The 15,331-nt window shown below is 77.1% G+C and carries 16 protein-coding genes; 5 read left to right on the top strand and 11 right to left on the bottom strand.

Annotated features, from left to right (window positions below):
- The first annotated feature begins 8 nt into the window (after positions 1–8).
- Together IE219_RS15795 and IE219_RS15790 are read left to right on the top strand one after the other, a co-directional pair.
- A complete protein-coding gene (locus IE219_RS15795; RefSeq protein WP_189978016.1) occupies positions 9–1,007 on the top strand; it encodes a BadF/BadG/BcrA/BcrD ATPase family protein in 999 nt (332 codons plus the stop codon).
- A gap of 151 nt (positions 1,008–1,158) precedes the next feature.
- Complete coding sequence (locus tag IE219_RS15790; RefSeq protein WP_189977664.1) at positions 1,159–2,076, top strand: sirohydrochlorin chelatase; 918 nt, start codon at positions 1,159–1,161, stop codon at positions 2,074–2,076.
- Between the two features lie 131 nt (positions 2,077–2,207).
- On the opposite strand, the gene IE219_RS15785 is transcribed toward IE219_RS15790, so the two are convergent.
- From IE219_RS15785 to IE219_RS15770, 4 genes are all read right to left on the bottom strand, one after another.
- A complete protein-coding gene (locus tag IE219_RS15785) occupies positions 2,208–3,224 on the bottom strand; it encodes a lactonase family protein (protein WP_229849782.1) in 1,017 nt (338 codons plus the stop codon).
- 154 nt (positions 3,225–3,378) lie between these two features.
- A complete protein-coding gene (locus IE219_RS15780) occupies positions 3,379–4,875 on the bottom strand; it encodes an FUSC family protein (RefSeq protein WP_189978014.1) in 1,497 nt (498 codons plus the stop codon).
- A 267-nt stretch (positions 4,876–5,142) separates the two neighbouring features.
- The gene (locus IE219_RS15775) at positions 5,143–5,778 is read right to left on the bottom strand and encodes an ankyrin repeat domain-containing protein (protein WP_189977660.1); all 636 of its coding nucleotides are present in this window, start codon (positions 5,776–5,778) and stop codon (positions 5,143–5,145) included.
- 174 nt (positions 5,779–5,952) lie between these two features.
- Positions 5,953–6,495: a GlcG/HbpS family heme-binding protein gene (locus IE219_RS15770; protein WP_189977658.1), complete on the bottom strand. Its 543-nt coding sequence runs from the start codon at positions 6,493–6,495 to the stop codon at positions 5,953–5,955.
- Positions 6,496–6,870: 375 nt separating this feature from the next.
- On the opposite strand from IE219_RS15770, the gene IE219_RS15765 reads away from it, so the two are divergent.
- Together IE219_RS15765 and IE219_RS15760 are read left to right on the top strand one after the other, a co-directional pair.
- Positions 6,871–7,374, top strand: a complete 504-nt coding sequence (locus tag IE219_RS15765; RefSeq protein ID WP_189977656.1) for an Lrp/AsnC family transcriptional regulator — start codon at positions 6,871–6,873, stop codon at positions 7,372–7,374.
- A 161-nt stretch (positions 7,375–7,535) separates the two neighbouring features.
- A complete protein-coding gene (locus tag IE219_RS15760) occupies positions 7,536–8,165 on the top strand; it encodes a DinB family protein (protein ID WP_189977654.1) in 630 nt (209 codons plus the stop codon).
- 22 nt (positions 8,166–8,187) lie between these two features.
- On the opposite strand, the gene IE219_RS15755 is transcribed toward IE219_RS15760, so the two are convergent.
- Positions 8,188–10,275: a SpoIIE family protein phosphatase gene (locus tag IE219_RS15755; RefSeq protein ID WP_189977652.1), complete on the bottom strand. Its 2,088-nt coding sequence runs from the start codon at positions 10,273–10,275 to the stop codon at positions 8,188–8,190.
- Between the two features lie 131 nt (positions 10,276–10,406).
- Positions 10,407–10,904, bottom strand: coding sequence for an SSI family serine proteinase inhibitor (locus IE219_RS15750; RefSeq protein WP_229849781.1), 498 nt, complete (start codon positions 10,902–10,904; stop codon positions 10,407–10,409).
- Between the two features lie 298 nt (positions 10,905–11,202).
- Here IE219_RS15750 and IE219_RS15745 point away from each other — a divergent pair, with 298 nt between their 5' ends.
- Positions 11,203–11,745 carry a carboxymuconolactone decarboxylase family protein gene (locus IE219_RS15745; RefSeq protein WP_189977650.1) on the top strand — a complete coding sequence of 181 codons (543 nt, stop codon included), beginning with the start codon at positions 11,203–11,205 and terminating at the stop codon, positions 11,743–11,745.
- Here IE219_RS15745 and IE219_RS15740 read toward each other — a convergent pair.
- The 5 genes from IE219_RS15740 to IE219_RS15720 all read right to left on the bottom strand — a co-directional run bounded on the left by IE219_RS15740 (position 11,742) and on the right by IE219_RS15720 (position 15,311).
- Positions 11,742–12,260 (bottom strand): GNAT family N-acetyltransferase, encoded by a 519-nt coding sequence (locus IE219_RS15740; RefSeq protein WP_189977648.1) that lies wholly within the window; start codon positions 12,258–12,260, stop codon positions 11,742–11,744. The genes IE219_RS15745 and IE219_RS15740 overlap by 4 nt on opposite strands.
- The gene (locus tag IE219_RS15735) at positions 12,257–12,859 is read right to left on the bottom strand and encodes an isochorismatase family protein (RefSeq protein WP_189977646.1); all 603 of its coding nucleotides are present in this window, start codon (positions 12,857–12,859) and stop codon (positions 12,257–12,259) included. Before IE219_RS15735 ends, IE219_RS15740 begins: the two co-directional genes overlap by 4 nt.
- A 77-nt stretch (positions 12,860–12,936) precedes the next feature.
- Positions 12,937–13,329 carry an STAS domain-containing protein gene (locus IE219_RS15730; protein ID WP_189977644.1) on the bottom strand — a complete coding sequence of 131 codons (393 nt, stop codon included), beginning with the start codon at positions 13,327–13,329 and terminating at the stop codon, positions 12,937–12,939.
- Positions 13,330–13,537: 208 nt separating this feature from the next.
- Entirely contained in the window at positions 13,538–14,983 is a 1,446-nt protein-coding gene (rox, locus tag IE219_RS15725; protein WP_189977642.1) for a rifampin monooxygenase, read from the bottom strand.
- Positions 14,984–15,104: 121 nt separating this feature from the next.
- Positions 15,105–15,311: a cold-shock protein gene (locus IE219_RS15720; RefSeq protein WP_189977640.1), complete on the bottom strand. Its 207-nt coding sequence runs from the start codon at positions 15,309–15,311 to the stop codon at positions 15,105–15,107.
- Positions 15,312–15,331: the final 20 nt, after the last annotated feature.

The raw sequence follows: 15,331 nt of genomic DNA, 5'->3' as shown, positions 1-15,331 counted from the left end.
GCAGCGTGGTGTCCGGGAACAGGCACGTCGGCGAGGCGGCCGACGCGGTGGTCGTCGGGATCGACTCGGGCGGTTCGGGACTGCGGGTCGCCCTCGCGCGGGCCTCGGACGGGACGGTGCTCGGCCGGGCGGCCGCGCCCGGCCCCGTGCGGACCGGGCCGGACGGGATCGCCGCCGGTCACTTCCTGGAGTCGGCGCTGCCCGCCGTCGCCGCGCTGCGGGCACGGGTCGCGCCCGGACGGCCGGTGCGCGCCGTCGCCGTGGGCGCCGCCGGGATGGCCACCCTCGGCGCGGAGCTGCGGGCCGTGCTGCCCGGTGCCTTCGCCGACGCCTGGGGGGTGGCGGCGGGGCGGACCGCGCTCGCCGCCGACGCCGTCACCGCCTACGCGGGGGCGCTCGGCGCCCGGCCGGGCGTGGTCGTGGCGGGCGGCACCGGACTGATCGCCCTGGGCACCGACCTGGCCGGCTGGCGCCGTGCCGACGGCTGGGGCCACCTCCTCGGCGACTGCGGCGGCGGCGCGTGGATCGGCCGGGCCGGCCTGGAGGCGGCGCTGCGGGCGCACGACGGGCGGCGCGGGGGCTCGGCGGAGCTGCTGGCGCGGGCGGAGGCGCTGCACGGCCCGGCGGCCGGGCTGCCCGCCGCGCTCTACCCCCGGACGGACCGGCCGGCCGTGCTGGCGGCCTTCGCCCCCGAGGTCGCGGCCTGCGCGGGGCGGGACCCGGTGGCGGCCGGGATCCTGGGGCGGGCCGCCGAGGACATCGCCGACGCCGCCGCGGCGGCCTGCCCGCCGGGCCCGGACCGGGTGGTCGCGCTGACCGGGGGGCTGTTCCGGATGGGCGAGCCGCTGCTGGGTCCGGTGCGGGCCGCGCTCGCCGCGCGGCTGCCCGGGGTCCGTACCGCCGACGCCGCGGGCGACCCGCTGGACGGGGCGGTCGCGCTGGCCGCCGGGCTCGCCGGCGGCTCCGCCCGGTTCCCCGGGGATCCCGCGCTGCTGCGCGTCCTCTGAGGCCGCTCGGACGGCATCGTCGCTGGTGGGGGCGGTGATGGAGGGCCGGTCGGCGTTCCGGGCCGCCTCGGGGCGGACATAACGGGACGGAAGGCGCAGGGCCGTATCTCACCGAACGCTTCCATCCGCAAAGCCAGTAACATGCGGCGCCATGAGCTCCCCCACTGGGCCCGCCAACGGCCTGCCCGTACGAATGCCGCGACCCCGCCCGTCAGGGCGGCACCGCCGCCCCGACCCGGCGGCGGCGCCCGAGGGCGCTCCCGCGCTGGTGCTCGCCGTTCCCGGCGCGCCCTCCGACGCCATACGCGCGCTCGCCGACGAGCTGGTGAGCATCGCCCGGTCCGAGCTGCCCGGCCTGGAGGCCGCGGTCGGTTTCGTGGACGGCGACGGCGAGCGGTTCCCGACCCTCGCCGGTGTGCTGACCTCCGCCTCCGAGCTGCGCGAGGAGCGGTACCGGATCGCCGTCGCGGCCGGCCGCGAGGTCGGGGCCCCCGAGGGCCCGGCCGCGATCGTCGTGCCGCTGCTCGCCGGTCCGGACAGCGCCGTGATGCGCCAGGTCCGCCAGGCGATCATGGACAGCGGCAACACCGCCGAGCTGACCGACGTCCTCGGCCCGCACCCGCTGCTCGCCGAGGCGCTGCACGTGCGCCTGTCCGAGGCCGGGCTCGCCCGCGCCGACCGCGCCCGGCTGTTCACCGTCGCGACCGCCGCGGACGGCATCGTCCTGGCCACGGTCGGCGGCGAGGAGGCCGTGCAGGCCGCCGGCATCACGGGCATGCTGCTCGCCGCCCGGCTCGCCGTGCCGGTGATGGCCGCCGCGCTCGACCAGGAGGGTTCGATCGCCTCCGTCGCCGAGCAGCTGCGCGCCGCCGGTTCGGTGCAGCTGGCGCTGGCCCCGTACCTGATCGGCCCGGAGCTGGCCGAGGGCCTGCTCGACGAGGCGTCGAAGGAGGCCGGCTGCCCGGCGGCCGAGGCGCTGGGCGCCTACCCGGCCCTGGGCAAGCTGGTGGCCTCGCAGTACGCGGCCGTGCTCGGCCTCCCGCAGCAGCAGGGCGCCCCGGCGCACTGACCGCACGCGGCCTCGCACGGCCTCATGCGGCCTCATGCGGCCTCATGCGGCCTCATGCGGCCTCATGCGGCCTCATACGGAGGGGCCCGTACCGGAGATCCGGTACGGGCCCTTCGGCGTGTGCGGGCGGGTCAGCCGAAGACGACGCAGGTGACCGCCGGGACCGGGACGGAGCCGGCCCGGACCGGGCGGCCGGTCTCCCGGTCCACGTCGAACCAGGTGACGTCGCCGGAGCGCTCGTTGGCCGCGTACAGCCGCCGCCCGGAGGGGTCGAGGGCGAGGTCGCGGGGCCAGGCGCCGCCGCAGGGGACGGTGGCGGAGCGGATCGCCTCGTCGCCCTCCGGGGAGAGGACGAGGACGGCGATGGTGTCGGTGCCGCGCACGGCCACCCACAGGAAGCGCCCGTCGGGCGCGACGACGACGGCCGAGGGGTGGGCGGGGGTCGCGCTGCCGGTGCCGACGAGCGGGATCTCCGCCAGCGGGGTCAGCTCGCCCCGGCCGGCGTCCCAGCGGCAGACGGTGACGGCGGGCTCCAGCTCGCCCACGACGTAGGCGTGGCCGCCGTCCGGGTGGAAGGCCAGGTGGCGGGGGCCGTAGCCGGGCCGCAGGGCGATCTCCCGGTGGAGGCTCAGGGCGCCGGTGGCCGGGTCGAGGGCGCAGACGCGGACGGAGTCGGTGCCGAGGTCCACGCTGACCGCCCAGCGGCCGCTGGGGTCGGGGAGGACCTGGTGGGCGTGCGGCTCGGCCTGCCGGTCGGCGACCGGGCCGGAGCCCTCGTGCCGCAGGACCGCGGCGGCGGGGCCGGGGGTGCCGTCCTCGGCGAGCGGCAGCGCGGAGACGCTGCCGGAGGTGTAGTTGGCGGTGAGGAGGTGGCCGCCAGCGAGCGCCAGGTGGGTGGGGCCTGCGCCGTCCACCGGGACGGGCGCGCCGAGCGGCCGGGGCTCGGGGCCGGTGGCGAGGGCGGCGACGGCGCCCGGCGCGGTCTCGGAGACCGCGTACAGCACGCCGTCGGCCAGGGCCAGGTAGGAGGGGTCGGCGACGGCGTCGGTGCCGCCGGTGACGGTGAGGGCCCCGGTGGCCGGGTCGACGTCGGCGGCGAGCACGCCGCGGCCGCCCGCCGAGGTGAAGGATCCGAGGTAGGCGCGCACGCGTCCCGGCTCGTTCCCGCGCGTCTCGTCTGTCCCGCCCACGGCGCCTCCCGCCCCCGGGCCGGTCACCGCGACCGGCCTTCTCGGGGGCGACGTTAGCAGGCGGTCTAGACCAAGTTCGATCAGGTGGGGCGGGAGCGCGCCGCGGTGTCGGTCAGGGGCGGACCAGGAGGGAGCCGGGCGGGGTGCGGAGGGGTTCGTCGAGGGCCGCGAGGAGCCGTTCCAGGCCGCTGACGTGGCCGAGGGCCGCCGGGGCCGGGTGCGGCACGGCCTCGGGCGCGGCCGCCGGGACGGCCGGTTCGGGGGTACGGGAGGAGGTGAGGCGCTCGACGGCCGCCTCGACCCGCCAGCAGGCGGCGGCGAGCCGGGCGTCGTGGCTGGCGTCCGGGTCGGCGGCGACGGCCGCCAGGCCGCGCACCTCGGCGGCGCACTCGTCGAGCAGGGCGAGGACCCGGCGGGCCCGGTCCTTGCGGCCGCGGAAGGGGGCGAGGGGGTGGACCAGCGGGGCGAGGGAGAGCCGGACCCGGCCGAGGACCAGGTCGAGCTCGGCGACGTGCGGGCGCGGGTCGGCGGCCCCGTCGCCGGCCAGCCGCCGCTCGGAGGCGGCGGTGGCGGCGTGCAGCGCGCGCAGGGCGCGCTGGATCCAGGCGTCGTTCACGGCGTGGGTGGTGACCGGCAGGATCAGCAGCACGGCGAGGACGGCGGCGAGGGCGCCGACGGCGGTCTCCTCCAGGCGCAGCACGAGGAGCGCCGGGTCGAGGACGCCGAGGAGCCCGTACAGCAGCCCGGCCATCACGGTCACCGCGAGCATCATCCAGCTGTAGGAGAGGGGCGCGGTGTAGAAGATCCCGAAGACGCAGACGGCGACCAGGACGGCGGTGGGCAGCGGGGCGCCGTGCAGCGGGAGCGCGACGAGCATGCCGACGGCGATGCCGAGGAGGGTGCCGAGGAAGCGGCGGAAGCCGCGGACCAGGGTCTCGCCCCGGGAGACGGTGTTCACGAAGATCCACCAGGTGGTGCCGACGGCCCAGTACCAGCGGTCCTCGGAGAGGACCTGGCCGATGCCGAGCGCCAGCGCGCAGGCGGCGGTGGCCTGGACGGCCTGCCGGGTGGTGATGCGGGCGAGACCGGTGCCGGGCAGTGGGGCGGGCGCGGCGGGCGGCGGGGTGCGCCGCTCGATCGGCCACAGGGCGAAGCGCACGGTCCCGGCCGCCGCGAGGGCGATGCCGACGGCCGCGTACAGCTCGGGGAGCTGGCCGGGGACGGCGTGCAGGAACTGGGTGCTGAAGAAGTTCATGAAGGCGAAGATGCCGAGCGCGTGGCCGCGCGGGCCCCAGCGCCGGGCGTAGACGCCGCCGAGGACGACCAGCAGGAAGGCGGCGTCGCGGGCGAGCGGGTGGCCGTGCAGCAGGGTGGCCAGGGCCAGCACGGGGAAGCCGGCGAGCGGCAGCAGCAGGGTGGTGACGGCCTGTCCCCGGACGGTGGCGTCGGTGACGGTGAACAGGGCGAGCAGCGCCGCGAGTCCTCCGGTGATCGACGCGGTCAGGGAGAAGCCGGACAGTTCCGCGACCGCGACCGCGAGCGCGATGCCGAGCACCGCGCGCAGTCCGGTCCGCAGCCGGAGGAGCCCCGGGTCCGGAGCCACGAACATCCTCTTCACGGCGGTCGGCCGCCCCCTTGTCTCGCTGCTCGCCCGCCGTGCGCCCGCCCCGGGGGTGGTGGGGCGCGCACGGACACGACGAAGGCGCCGCGGTCCGGGGGGCCTCGTCGCCGTCCCGGCGCTGCGGCGCCGAAATCATCTGGATGCACACAGGAGAACACCGATCGGGCGCTTGGCTCAAATCGTGCGTGAAAGCCTGTGCCATTGGCCCGGTCCCGGCGGTTTCGACCGGCCCGTTCGCGGGCCGATGGACCACGGTCAGCCGACGGCGGTCCGGCGGGCCGGGAGCGCGGGGGCGCCGCGCAGCAGGGCGGCGAGCGCGGTGTGGCCGCGCCGTTCGGCGTGTTCCAGGGCGGTGGCGCCGTACGGGTCGCCCAGGCGGGGGTCGGCACCGGCGGCGAGCAGCAGCGCGACGACCTTCTGGTGGGCGGGGCCGCCGTCGCCGAGGATGACGGCCTCCAGGAGGGCGGTCCAGCCGAGGTCGTTGACGTGGTCGACGTCGACGGCGGTGTCCCGCAGCACGGCCCGCACGTAGGGGACGTGGCCGCGCTCGGCGGCGGGGATGAGGCTGGTGCCGCCGAAGCGGTTGGTGAGCGCCGGGTCGGGGCCGGGGTCGGCGGCGAGCAGGACGCGCGCCATGGCGACGCTGCCGGTGACGCCGGTGACCAGCCACGGGGTGTCGTGCCGGGCGTCGCAGGCGTTGACGTCGGCACCGGCGGCGACGAGCGCGCGGGCGGTCTCGACGTGGTCGCCGAGGACGGCGAGCAGCAGCGGGGAGCGCAGTTCCTCGTCACGGGCCTCGGTCCGGGCGCCGTCGGCGAGCGCCGCGCGCACCCCGTCGGCGTCGCCCCGGCGGGCGGCGGCGAGGAGCCGGTGGCGGGGTGCGGTGGTCACGGCGGTCTCCTCTGGGTCGGAGGCGGACGGAGGCGGGGAAGCGGGAGGGGCCCCGGGGAAGGGGGCCGTACCGGGGACGCGTCTGACGGGGGTGTACGCCCCCGGTACGGGTCCGGTGGTGTCCAGGCCGGGCGTGACCGGACACCACCGGGGTGGGGGTGCCGCTCGCCGGTGTTACTTGGCGAGGGAGGCGACGCCGGCCCGGGCGAACTTCTCGTCGAGGTCGCCGGAGGGGGCGCCCGCGACGCCGATGCCCGCGATCGGGGCGCCCTTGGCGGTGACCGGGGCGCCGCCGCCGAGGAAGAGGGTGCCGGGGATGTCCTTCAGGGTCGGAGCGTTCGTCAGGCGCTTGGCCAGCTCCGAGGTGGGGGCGTTCCAGGAGACGGCGGTGAACGCCTTCTTCTCGGCGGCCTCGTAGGACTGCGGGCCCGCGCCGTCGCCGCGCATCGTGAGGATGGTGTTGCCGTTGCGGTCCACGATCGCCACGGAGACGCGCTGGTTCTCCTTCTTCGCCGCGTCCAGCGTCGCCTGAGCGGCCTTCGTCGCCGCCTCGATCGTCAGGTGGGTGGAGTCGAAGGTGTTCTTGTTCTTCGCGTCGGCCTTCACCACCGCCGCCGGAGCGGCGGCCGGGGCGGAGGCGGAGGCGGAGACGGCGCCGAAGGTGCCGGCGGTCAGGACGGCCGCGACGGTGGCACCGAGGACGAGCTTCTTCTTCATGACGACTCCCGAGAGATCGAGGCGGACCCGTGCGGTCCGGCGGAGGGGGGCGGTTCCTTCGTTCTGCCTCCATCCTGGGCCCGGCTCCGGGGCCGCCCGGTCGGCCCGGCGGATGGACGTGCGGCCCCGCCCGGCGGACCGCGGGGTCAACCGATCGGACGACCCCCACCGGTCCGGGAGCGGGGTAGGCGCGCGGGGAGGACGGGGGTCGCGCTCCGTGGCGGCGGGCCGGTCCGCGCTGGTCAGCGCCGGGTACGGCGGGTGCGAAGGGGCCGTCCGCGCTGGGTACAGTCGGGACCGTTCCGGCGGATCGCCCTGCCGGGCGGACGAACAACGCCGGGCGCGCCCCGGCGGGCACGGAGAGGCCGGCACGCCATGGCGGTGGACGCACTCGACACCCGCATCCTGCGGCTCCTGATCGAGCAGCCGCGCACCAGTGTGCGGGAGTACGCGCGGATCCTGGGCGTGGCCAGGGGAACCGTACAGGCCCGCATCGACCGGCTCGAACGCGACGGGGTGATCACCGGCACCGGGCCGGTCCTCTCCCCCGCCGCGCTCGGGCACCCGGTGCTGGCCTTCGTGCACGTGGAGGTCACCCAGGGCCACCTCGACGAGGTCGGCGACGCGCTGGCCTCGGTGCCGGAGATCGTCGAGGCGTTCTCCATCACCGGCGGCGGCGACCTGCTGACCCGGGTGGTCGCCCGGGACGCGGGGCACCTGGAGGACGTCATCCAGCGGCTCATCCAGCTCCCGGGCGTGGTCCGCACCCGTACCGAGATCGCGCTGCGCGAGCGCGTCGCGCACCGGATGCTGCCGCTGGTGGAGTCGGTGGCGCGGGGCGAGGAGCGGCGGCCGGGGGCCGGGTCCGCGCACCGGTGAACCGGCGGGCGGGGTCCGTACGTTCCCCTGCTGTGACGGCGACTACGGCACCGGGAGCGGGGGTTCGCGGTGCGGACAGGTAACCCGGGTGCGGGGAAGGGGTGTTCATGGCAGGGTCGGACGGTCCGCCCACCCCTCCCCTTCCCGTACCGGAGCCGTTCATGACGCCGCCCGCCCGCCTCGCCCCGCTCCTCGCCCAGTTCGACTTCGCCCGGCAGCGGCTGTCGGAACGGCTGGCCGGACCGGTGGCGCACAGCGGCAACGGCACGGGCGTGCCGGTCGGCCCGCTGACCGACGACGAGTACCTGTGGGAGCCGGGGCCGGGCTGCTGGTCGGTGCGGCGGCGGGCCGACGGGCCGGGAGCGGCCGCGGAGCTGCTCACCGGGGCCGGGGCGTGGGGCCGGGACGCCGCCCCGTATCCGCACCCGGTGCCGCCGCCGTTCACCACCCTGGCCTGGCGGCTCTCCCACCTCACCGAGATGCTCGTGCTGCGCGCCGACCACACCACCGGCACCCGGAGCCTGACCCGGGACGACCACCGCACGCCGGGGGACGCGGCGACGGCCGTCGCCGACTTCGACGCGGCGGCGGAGGCGTGGCGCGCGGCGCTGCTGTCGGCCGACGACGCGGCCCTCGACACGGTCGGGCTGTGCTCCTATCCGCACGGCGGCGACCCGGAGGAGCCGTTCGTCGAGATCGTGTGGTGGATGAACCAGGAACTCCTGCACCACGGTGCCGAGATCGCCCTCCTGCGCGACCTGTACGGGCTCCGCCGCGCCCCGCGGCCCTGAGGGGCCGGGCGGCCCCCGCGCCTCAGGAGGTCGCGCGGGCGAGGACGAGGGCGACGTCGTCCTGCGCCGGGTCCACCAGGAGCCGGGCCAAGACCTCGTCGCAGACCTCCTCCAGCGGTCCGTCGGCCCGGCCGAGCGCGAGGCCGAGGCGGCGCATGCCCTCGTCGAGGTCGCGGCCCCGCGCCTCGATCAGGCCGTCCGTGTAGAGGACGAGCAACCCGCCCGGGCCGAGCGGGAGTTCCTCCGCGACGAAGTCGTGGGCGCCGGTGCCGAGCGGGGTGCCGGGCGATCCCTGGAGGAAGGAGACCGTCCCGTCGGGGGTGACGACGGCGGGCGGCGGGTGCCCGGCGCGGGCGAGGGTCCAGCTTCCGGCGGACGGGGAGCGGACGGCGTACAGACAGGTCGCCATGGTGTCCTCGCCGAGGTCGGAGACGACGGCGTCGAGGGAGCGCAGCATCTCGGCGGGCGGGATGTCGTGGCGGGCCAGGGTCCTCACGGCGGTGCGCAGCTGGCCCATGACGGCCGCCGCGTGGATGCCGTGGCCCATCACGTCGCCGATGACCAGCGCGGTGCGGTCGCCGGGCAGGGCGATGACGTCGAACCAGTCGCCGCCGACGTCGTGGGCGCTGGCGGGCAGGTAGCGGCCGGTGAGTTCGAGGCCGGTGACGGCGGGCAGTTCGCTGTTGGTGAGGCTGCGCTGGAGGGCGAGCGCGGCGGCCCGCTGGGTGGTGTAGAGCCGGGCGTTGTCGATGTTGAGGGCGGCGCGGGCGACGACCTCGTCGATGAGCACGGCGTCCTGGTCGTCGAGGGGTTCGCGGGTCTTGAGCCGGGTGACGGTGACGGCGCCGAGGACCTGGCCGCGGGCGACGAGCGGCACCGTCCGGGCCGAGCCGAAGCGGGTGGACAGGTAGGCGCGCAGGGAGGCGGCGGCCCGGCCGGGGAAGAGGAGCGGGATGTCCTCGTCGCCGAGGAAGGTGGGCCGGCCGTCGAGGACGATGCGCTCGTACGCGGAACCGGCGGGGAGCTGGAAGGTCTGGCCGGGCGCGAGCAGCGGGCTCGGCGGCTGGGGGTCGGGGAAGACGGCGGCGATGCGGCGCAGCAGTCCCTGGGAGGAGGCGGCGGGGTCGTCGGGTTCCAGGACGGATTCCAGCATCTGCACGTCGGCGGAGTCGCAGAGCTGCGGGACGAGGAAGCGGACCACCTCCTCGGCGGTCTGCCGCAGGTCGAGGGTGGTGCCGATGCGGGCGCCGGCCTCGGCGAGCAGGGCGAAGCGGTGCCGGGCCCGCTCGACCTCGATGTGCGCCTCCTGGCCCTCGGTGATGTCGACGAGGGAGGCGATGAGGCCGAGGGGGCGGTCGGCGGGACCGGGGGCGCCGGGGCGGGTGCCGCGGTCGATCAGGGGGGCGTAGGAGCAGGACCAGATGTGGTCGCGGCCGGGGTCGGCGGAGGTCCGGCCGACCCGGCGGGCGTCGACGACGGGCGTGCCGGAGTCGAGGACCTGCCGCATCAGGGACTCCAGGACGACGGCGTTGACGTCGGGGACGACCTCGGTGAGCCGGCGGCCGACGTGGGCGGCGGCGGAGACGCCGTTCATCCGGGCCAGGGCGTCGTTGACCCGCAGGAAGCGCAGGTCGGGGCCGAGCAGGGCGAGCCCTATGGGCGACTGGGTGAAGAGGCTCTCCATGGCGGCGAGGTTCTCGCGCATCCGCAGGACCTCGGAGGTCTCCACGGCGATGAGCATGGCGCCGGGCCGGCCGGCGGGGTCGGCGGCGGGCACGATCCACATCTCCATGGGGACGGTGTGGCCGTCGCGGTGGCGGACCGGGAGGGTGCCGACGATGGTCTCGCCGGCCTGGACGCGGCGGGTGAGGCCGTCGGCGAGCTCCCGGTTCCCCTCGGGGGCCAGGAGCGGGGTGGCGGGCAGGCCGAGGACGTGCTCGGGCCGGTGGCCGAGGAGGTCCTGGGCGGCGAGCGACCACTCGACGATCCGCCCCTCGGCGTCCTCGCGCCAGAGGGCGATGGGCAGGAGTTCGCGGAGCACGCTCGCGTCCCCGACGACCGCGCGGGGCGGCTGCGGGACCCTGCTCGGCGACGACTGCTGTGCGTCCACGGATGACCTACGCCTCGGCCAGGCCCCGGAAGGGGCATTACCTACCGAATCACCCTATCCGAGGAGCCGTCGGGGGGCTTGCGCGGTGCGTCCGATCGGCCGATCCGCCGGCCGGGCGCACCGCGGCGGGATCAGAAGGCGAAGACGGCCCCGGTGCGGGCGGCGAGCTCGCAGCCGTTCCCGTACGTACGGGAGAAGGAGACCGGCCGGCCGCGCCAGACGCCCTCGGCGCGGACCTCGACGGGGTCGTACAGGAGGACGCAGGCGGCGGTGGACTCGCGGTCGACCCGGCCGCCGGAGGCGTCCAGGTCGGCGCAGGCGTCCGCGGCGCGGGGGTGGTCTCCGGCGGGCGGGTCGCAGCGGAGGCTGACGGTCCGGCCCGCCGGGGCGGCGGGGGCAAGGCCGTCCGCCGGAAGGGCGGTGGTACGGGGGCCGGGGGCGGCGACCGTGAGCGTCAGCCGGGTGGCGGCGGGGCCGTCCGGGACCGGGAGGACGGGTCCGGCGGGAGCCGGGAGGACGGCGGCGATGACGTCCGGGAGGTCGGTGCCCCCGGCGTCGGCGGCGGCCGGGAGCGCGGGGGCGGCGAGCAGGAGGGCGGCCGCCAGGGCGGTCAGGGTACGTGTCTTCACGACCGGGCCAACGAGCCGGACGGACGGCGGTCACCGGACCGGGAGGCGACGGCGGGCGGCGGCGGCCGGCGGGCCGGGAGGGGCGGTGGCCACGGGGCCGGGAGCGGCGGGGCACCCCGGACCGGGCGGACGGCGGGCGGCGGGCCGGGAAACGCGAGGGCCACCGGACCGGGAGGGCGGCGGGCGGCGGGCGGCGAGGAGCGACGATCACCGTCCCGGAAGCGGGTGGTCGCGGGGCTGGGAACGATCTCCATCCCCTCCGCGTTATACCCCCTACGGGTATCCAGAGGAGGAACGCATGACCACGACCAGCACCCGCCGGCTGCCGGCGCTCACCCCCGACCTGGCCCAGGGCCGGGCCCGCGAACTGCTCGCGGACATCGTCGAACGGCACGGTTCGGCGGGCGAGATGGTCTCCACGATGGCCAACTCCCCCGCGATGATCGAGGGATACCTCAGCCTGTCCCGGGCGATGAAGCGGGTGAAGATCCCCCGCGCGCTCAGCGAGAAGCTGTCGCTCGCGGTCCAGGAGTGGATCGGCTGCGGCACCTGCCGCGAGGCGCACGAGGCGGCGGGGCGGGCGGCCGGGCTGACCGACTCCGACATCGCCCTGGCCCGCCAGGGCACCTCCACCGACCCCCGCGAGGCGGCCCTGATCGCCCTCGCCCTCAAGGTCCTCGCCGAACCGGGCGCGCTCGACGACTCCGACGTCGCCGGGGTCCGGGCGCACGGCTGGAGCGACCGGGTGATCGCCGAGGTCGTCGGCGTGGTCAGCCTCAACCTGCTGACCGGCGCCTTCAACCTGCTGGCGGGCATCCAGCCGGAGCCCTCCGGGGACTAACGGACGGCCAGGTCCTTCTCCAGGAGGGCGAAGGACTTCGGGGGGCCGCCGGGCTGGGGCTTGCCCGTCTTGTGGCCGACCAGGCGGTAGCCGGCCGTCTCGTAGTAGGCGGTGAGGCGCGGGTTGGCGGCCAGGCAGTCGAGGCGGACGCGGGTGCGGCCGGTCTCGGCGGTGCGGCGCTCGGCGGCGGCGAGGAGGAGGCGGCCGGTGCCGGGCGGGGCCGTGCGGTGGTCGGTCATCAGCCGGTGGACGTACCCGGCGACGGGCGGCCGGGCGCCCCACGCGGCCTCGTCCTCCCACCACAGCTCCCAGGCCCCGGCGGTGCGCCCGCCGGTCTCGGCGAGCCAGACCTCGCCGTGCGCCATGACCCGGCGGAAGTGGTCCTCGCCGAGTTCGCCGGGCCGCCACTGGCCCGTGACGCCCCGGTCGAGCATCCAGCGGGCGGCGTCGTCGCGGAGCCGGACGAGGGTGGCGAGGTCGGCCTCGGCGGCCGGGCGGAAGCGGAGCGTGGTCACCCGGCGGATCCTCGCACACCCGTGCGGGCGGGGGCGGTGAAGGTCACGGCGGCGGCCGGGACGGTGACCTCCGCGTCGGAGCCGAGCGAGTAGGCGGCGACGCGGGAGACCACCGCCGCCGGGACGGCGTCGCTGACGCCGGGGACCGCCGGGCAGTCCTGGGTGGCGTGGGCGTCGTGCGGCACCACGACCCGGTGGCCCCGGTCCAGGGCCGTACGGGCGGTGGCGCGGACGCACATCTCCGACATGACCCCGCAGACGGCGACGGCCCGGCTGCCGTGGCCGTCCAGGAGGGCGCCGAGACCGGTGTCCCGGAAGCCGTCGTCGTGCGGCTTGCGGACCACCGTCTCGGCCGGGCCGGGGACCACCGCGTGGTGCAGTTCCCAGCCGGGGGTGTGCGGCTCGTCCTCGGCTCCGGGCGGCCCGTCGTTCTGGAGGTGGACGACGAGCGCGCCGGCGGCGCGGGCGCGCGCGATCAGGTCGGCGGTGCGGTCGGCCAGCCGGTCCGCGCCGGGCACCGCGCCCGGTCCGGTGACGAAGGCCGACTGGACGTCGACGACGAGGAGGGTGTCCACGGGCGGGGGCGTCTGCGCGGTCATCCGCCCATCATCACGCGCCCGGCCCGGCCGGTCCACGCGTTTCCCGGGCCGCCCGGCCGCCCCGTGGCGCGGGGCCGTCAGAGGGGGTGGTCGGCCCCGGCGCGGGAGCAGGACGCCCAGGGGGCGGCGGGCAGGGCGCGCAGGGCGGGTTCGGGCCGCAGGAGGTCGCCGAGGTCGGTGAGCCGGACCAGGCGCAGGAACCAGGTCTGGTCGCCGACGAGTTGCCAGTGCGCGCCGCGCGCGCGGACGCCCCGGGCGCAGTGGGCGAGCAGGCCGAGGCCGGTGGCGTCGCAGAAGCCGAGGGGCCGGACGTCGAGGGCCAGGGCGGCGGATTCGCGGACGAGCGCGTCGAGTTCGGGCCTCAGGTGGCGGACCAGGACGAGGTCCAGCTCGCCGCGGAGCACGGCGACGGTCAGACCGCCGGCCGACCGGACGGCGAGATGGGGGTCATGACGGGGGATCAGCTGCATCGGACGCTCCCCAGGAACGGGACCAGTGTCAGGTCGAGCGTGGCCGCCGCCGCCACGGCAGGGACGTTTCGCCTCCGCCTCAGTCACCTGAATCGGTGAACCCATGGCCGAAGGTGCCCCGGACGCCCGTACGAGAAGCCCCGCCGCGCCCGAGTCCCCGTTCGGTCCCGGCCCTGGTGAGCCCCCTCCGCGCCCCGCCCGGTCCCGTTCACCCCCCGCTCGGCGCCCCGAACCACCGCTCCAGCCGGTCCCGCAGCTCCGCCGGGTCCTCGCCGACCCAGACGACGTGCCCGTCCGGCCGCAGCAGGGCCGCCGGCACGTCCGGCCCGGCCGCCCCGGCGACCGGCTCGACCCGGTCCTCCCAGCCCGCCGCCGAGAGCGTGCCGGTGCGGTCCAGGAGCAGTCCGCGCCCGGTGCGCGCCCGCTCGTACAGGCGGCCCTCCTTCACCGGGACGTCCCGCAGCCGCCGGCCGAGCAGCGGATGCCCCTCCCCGCAGTCGTACCGCACGCCGATCGCGGTGATCTTCTCGATGAGGTACGTGTTCACCTCCTCGAAGCCGACCAGCTCCGCCATGAGGCGGCGGACGGCCCGCGCGCCCGGTTCGAGGGAGAGCAGCTCCATCTGGGCGCGGGTGTTGTCGAGGACGGCCTCGGCGACCGGGCGCCGCTCGGAGCCGTACGTGTCGAGGAGCCCCTCCGGGGCGCGTCCCGCGACCTCGGCCGCCAGCTTCCAGCCCAGGTTGAAGGCGTCCTGGATGCCGAGGTTGAGGCCCTGGCCGCCGGTCGGCGGGTGGATGTGGGCGGCGTCCCCGGCGAGCAGCACCCGGCCCGCGCGGTACGTCTCCGCCAGCCGGGTCGCGTCGCCGAAGCGGGACAGCCAGCGCGGCGCGTGGACCCCGAAGTCGGTGCCCGCGACCGCCCGCAGCCGCTCGCGCAGCTCCTCCAGGGTGGGCGGCGTGCGGTCCCCCGCCACCCCGGCGGCGGGCACGATCACCCGGTGCAGGCCGTCCTCGCCCAGCGGCATCAGGCCGAAGCGGAGCTGGGTCCTGCGGACCTCGGCCATCACCGGCACGACCTCCTCCCACGGGACGCCGATCCGCGCCTCGGCGATCAGCGTCTCGTGGCGCGCGGGCTCGCCGGGGAAGCCGATCCCGGCCAGGGCGCGGACGGTGCTGCGGCCGCCGTCGCAGCCGACCAGCCAGCGGGCGCGCAGCCGGGTGCCGTCGGCGAGTTCCGCCGTCACGCCCTCCGCGTCCTGGACGAGGCCGGTCAGTCCGGTGCCGCGCCGGATCTCCGCGCCGGTCTCGCGGGCGTGCTCCTCCAGCAGTTCCTCGGTGACGTTCTGCGGGATGCCGAGGACGTACGAGTGGGCGGTGTCCAGGTCCTCGGGCCAGTGGGTGCCGAGTCCGGCGAAGAAGCCGCCGACCCGGTGCCGCTTCCCCCGGGCCAGGAAGCGGTCGAGGAGCCCGCGCTGGTCCATCACCTCGATGCTGCGCACGTGCAGGCCCAGCGCGCGGCTGTGCCCGCTCGGCGCGGCGTCCCGTTCCAGGACGAGCGGCCGGGCGCCCCCGAGGCGCAGTTCGGCCGCGAGCATGAGCCCCGTCGGGCCGCCGCCGACCACCAGGACGTCGGCGTCGATACCGGCATCGGACATGGGATCTCCCCCTTGGTTCTCGCTGTACGGCCGCCGATTGTGCGCCCGGTGGGGGGCCTTGCCGCAAGGCCCCCCACCGGAGGTACGTTTGAGGGGGGGAGAGGAGGGGGGCGCTCCCCGGTCAGGTGCGCAGTTCCCTCGCCTCGAACCGGCCTTCGCCGAGGACCAGGACGAAGGTGACCTGCTGGCCCTCGGAGAGGGAGCGGACGCCGCCCTCGATGTCCTCGGCCCGGAAGTGGACCGGTTCCTCGGAGCCCGCGGGCAGTACGAAGCCGTAGCCGGCGCGGCGGTTGAAGGACTGCACGAATCCGGTGGTGCGGTTGTCCATGGCGACCTCCCTCGCTCCGG

It is taken from the genome of Streptomyces termitum (genome assembly GCF_014650175.1).
In the GTDB taxonomy this organism is placed as follows: domain Bacteria; phylum Actinomycetota; class Actinomycetes; order Streptomycetales; family Streptomycetaceae; genus Streptomyces; species Streptomyces termitum.
This window is presented reverse-complemented; position numbering and strand designations above follow the sequence as displayed.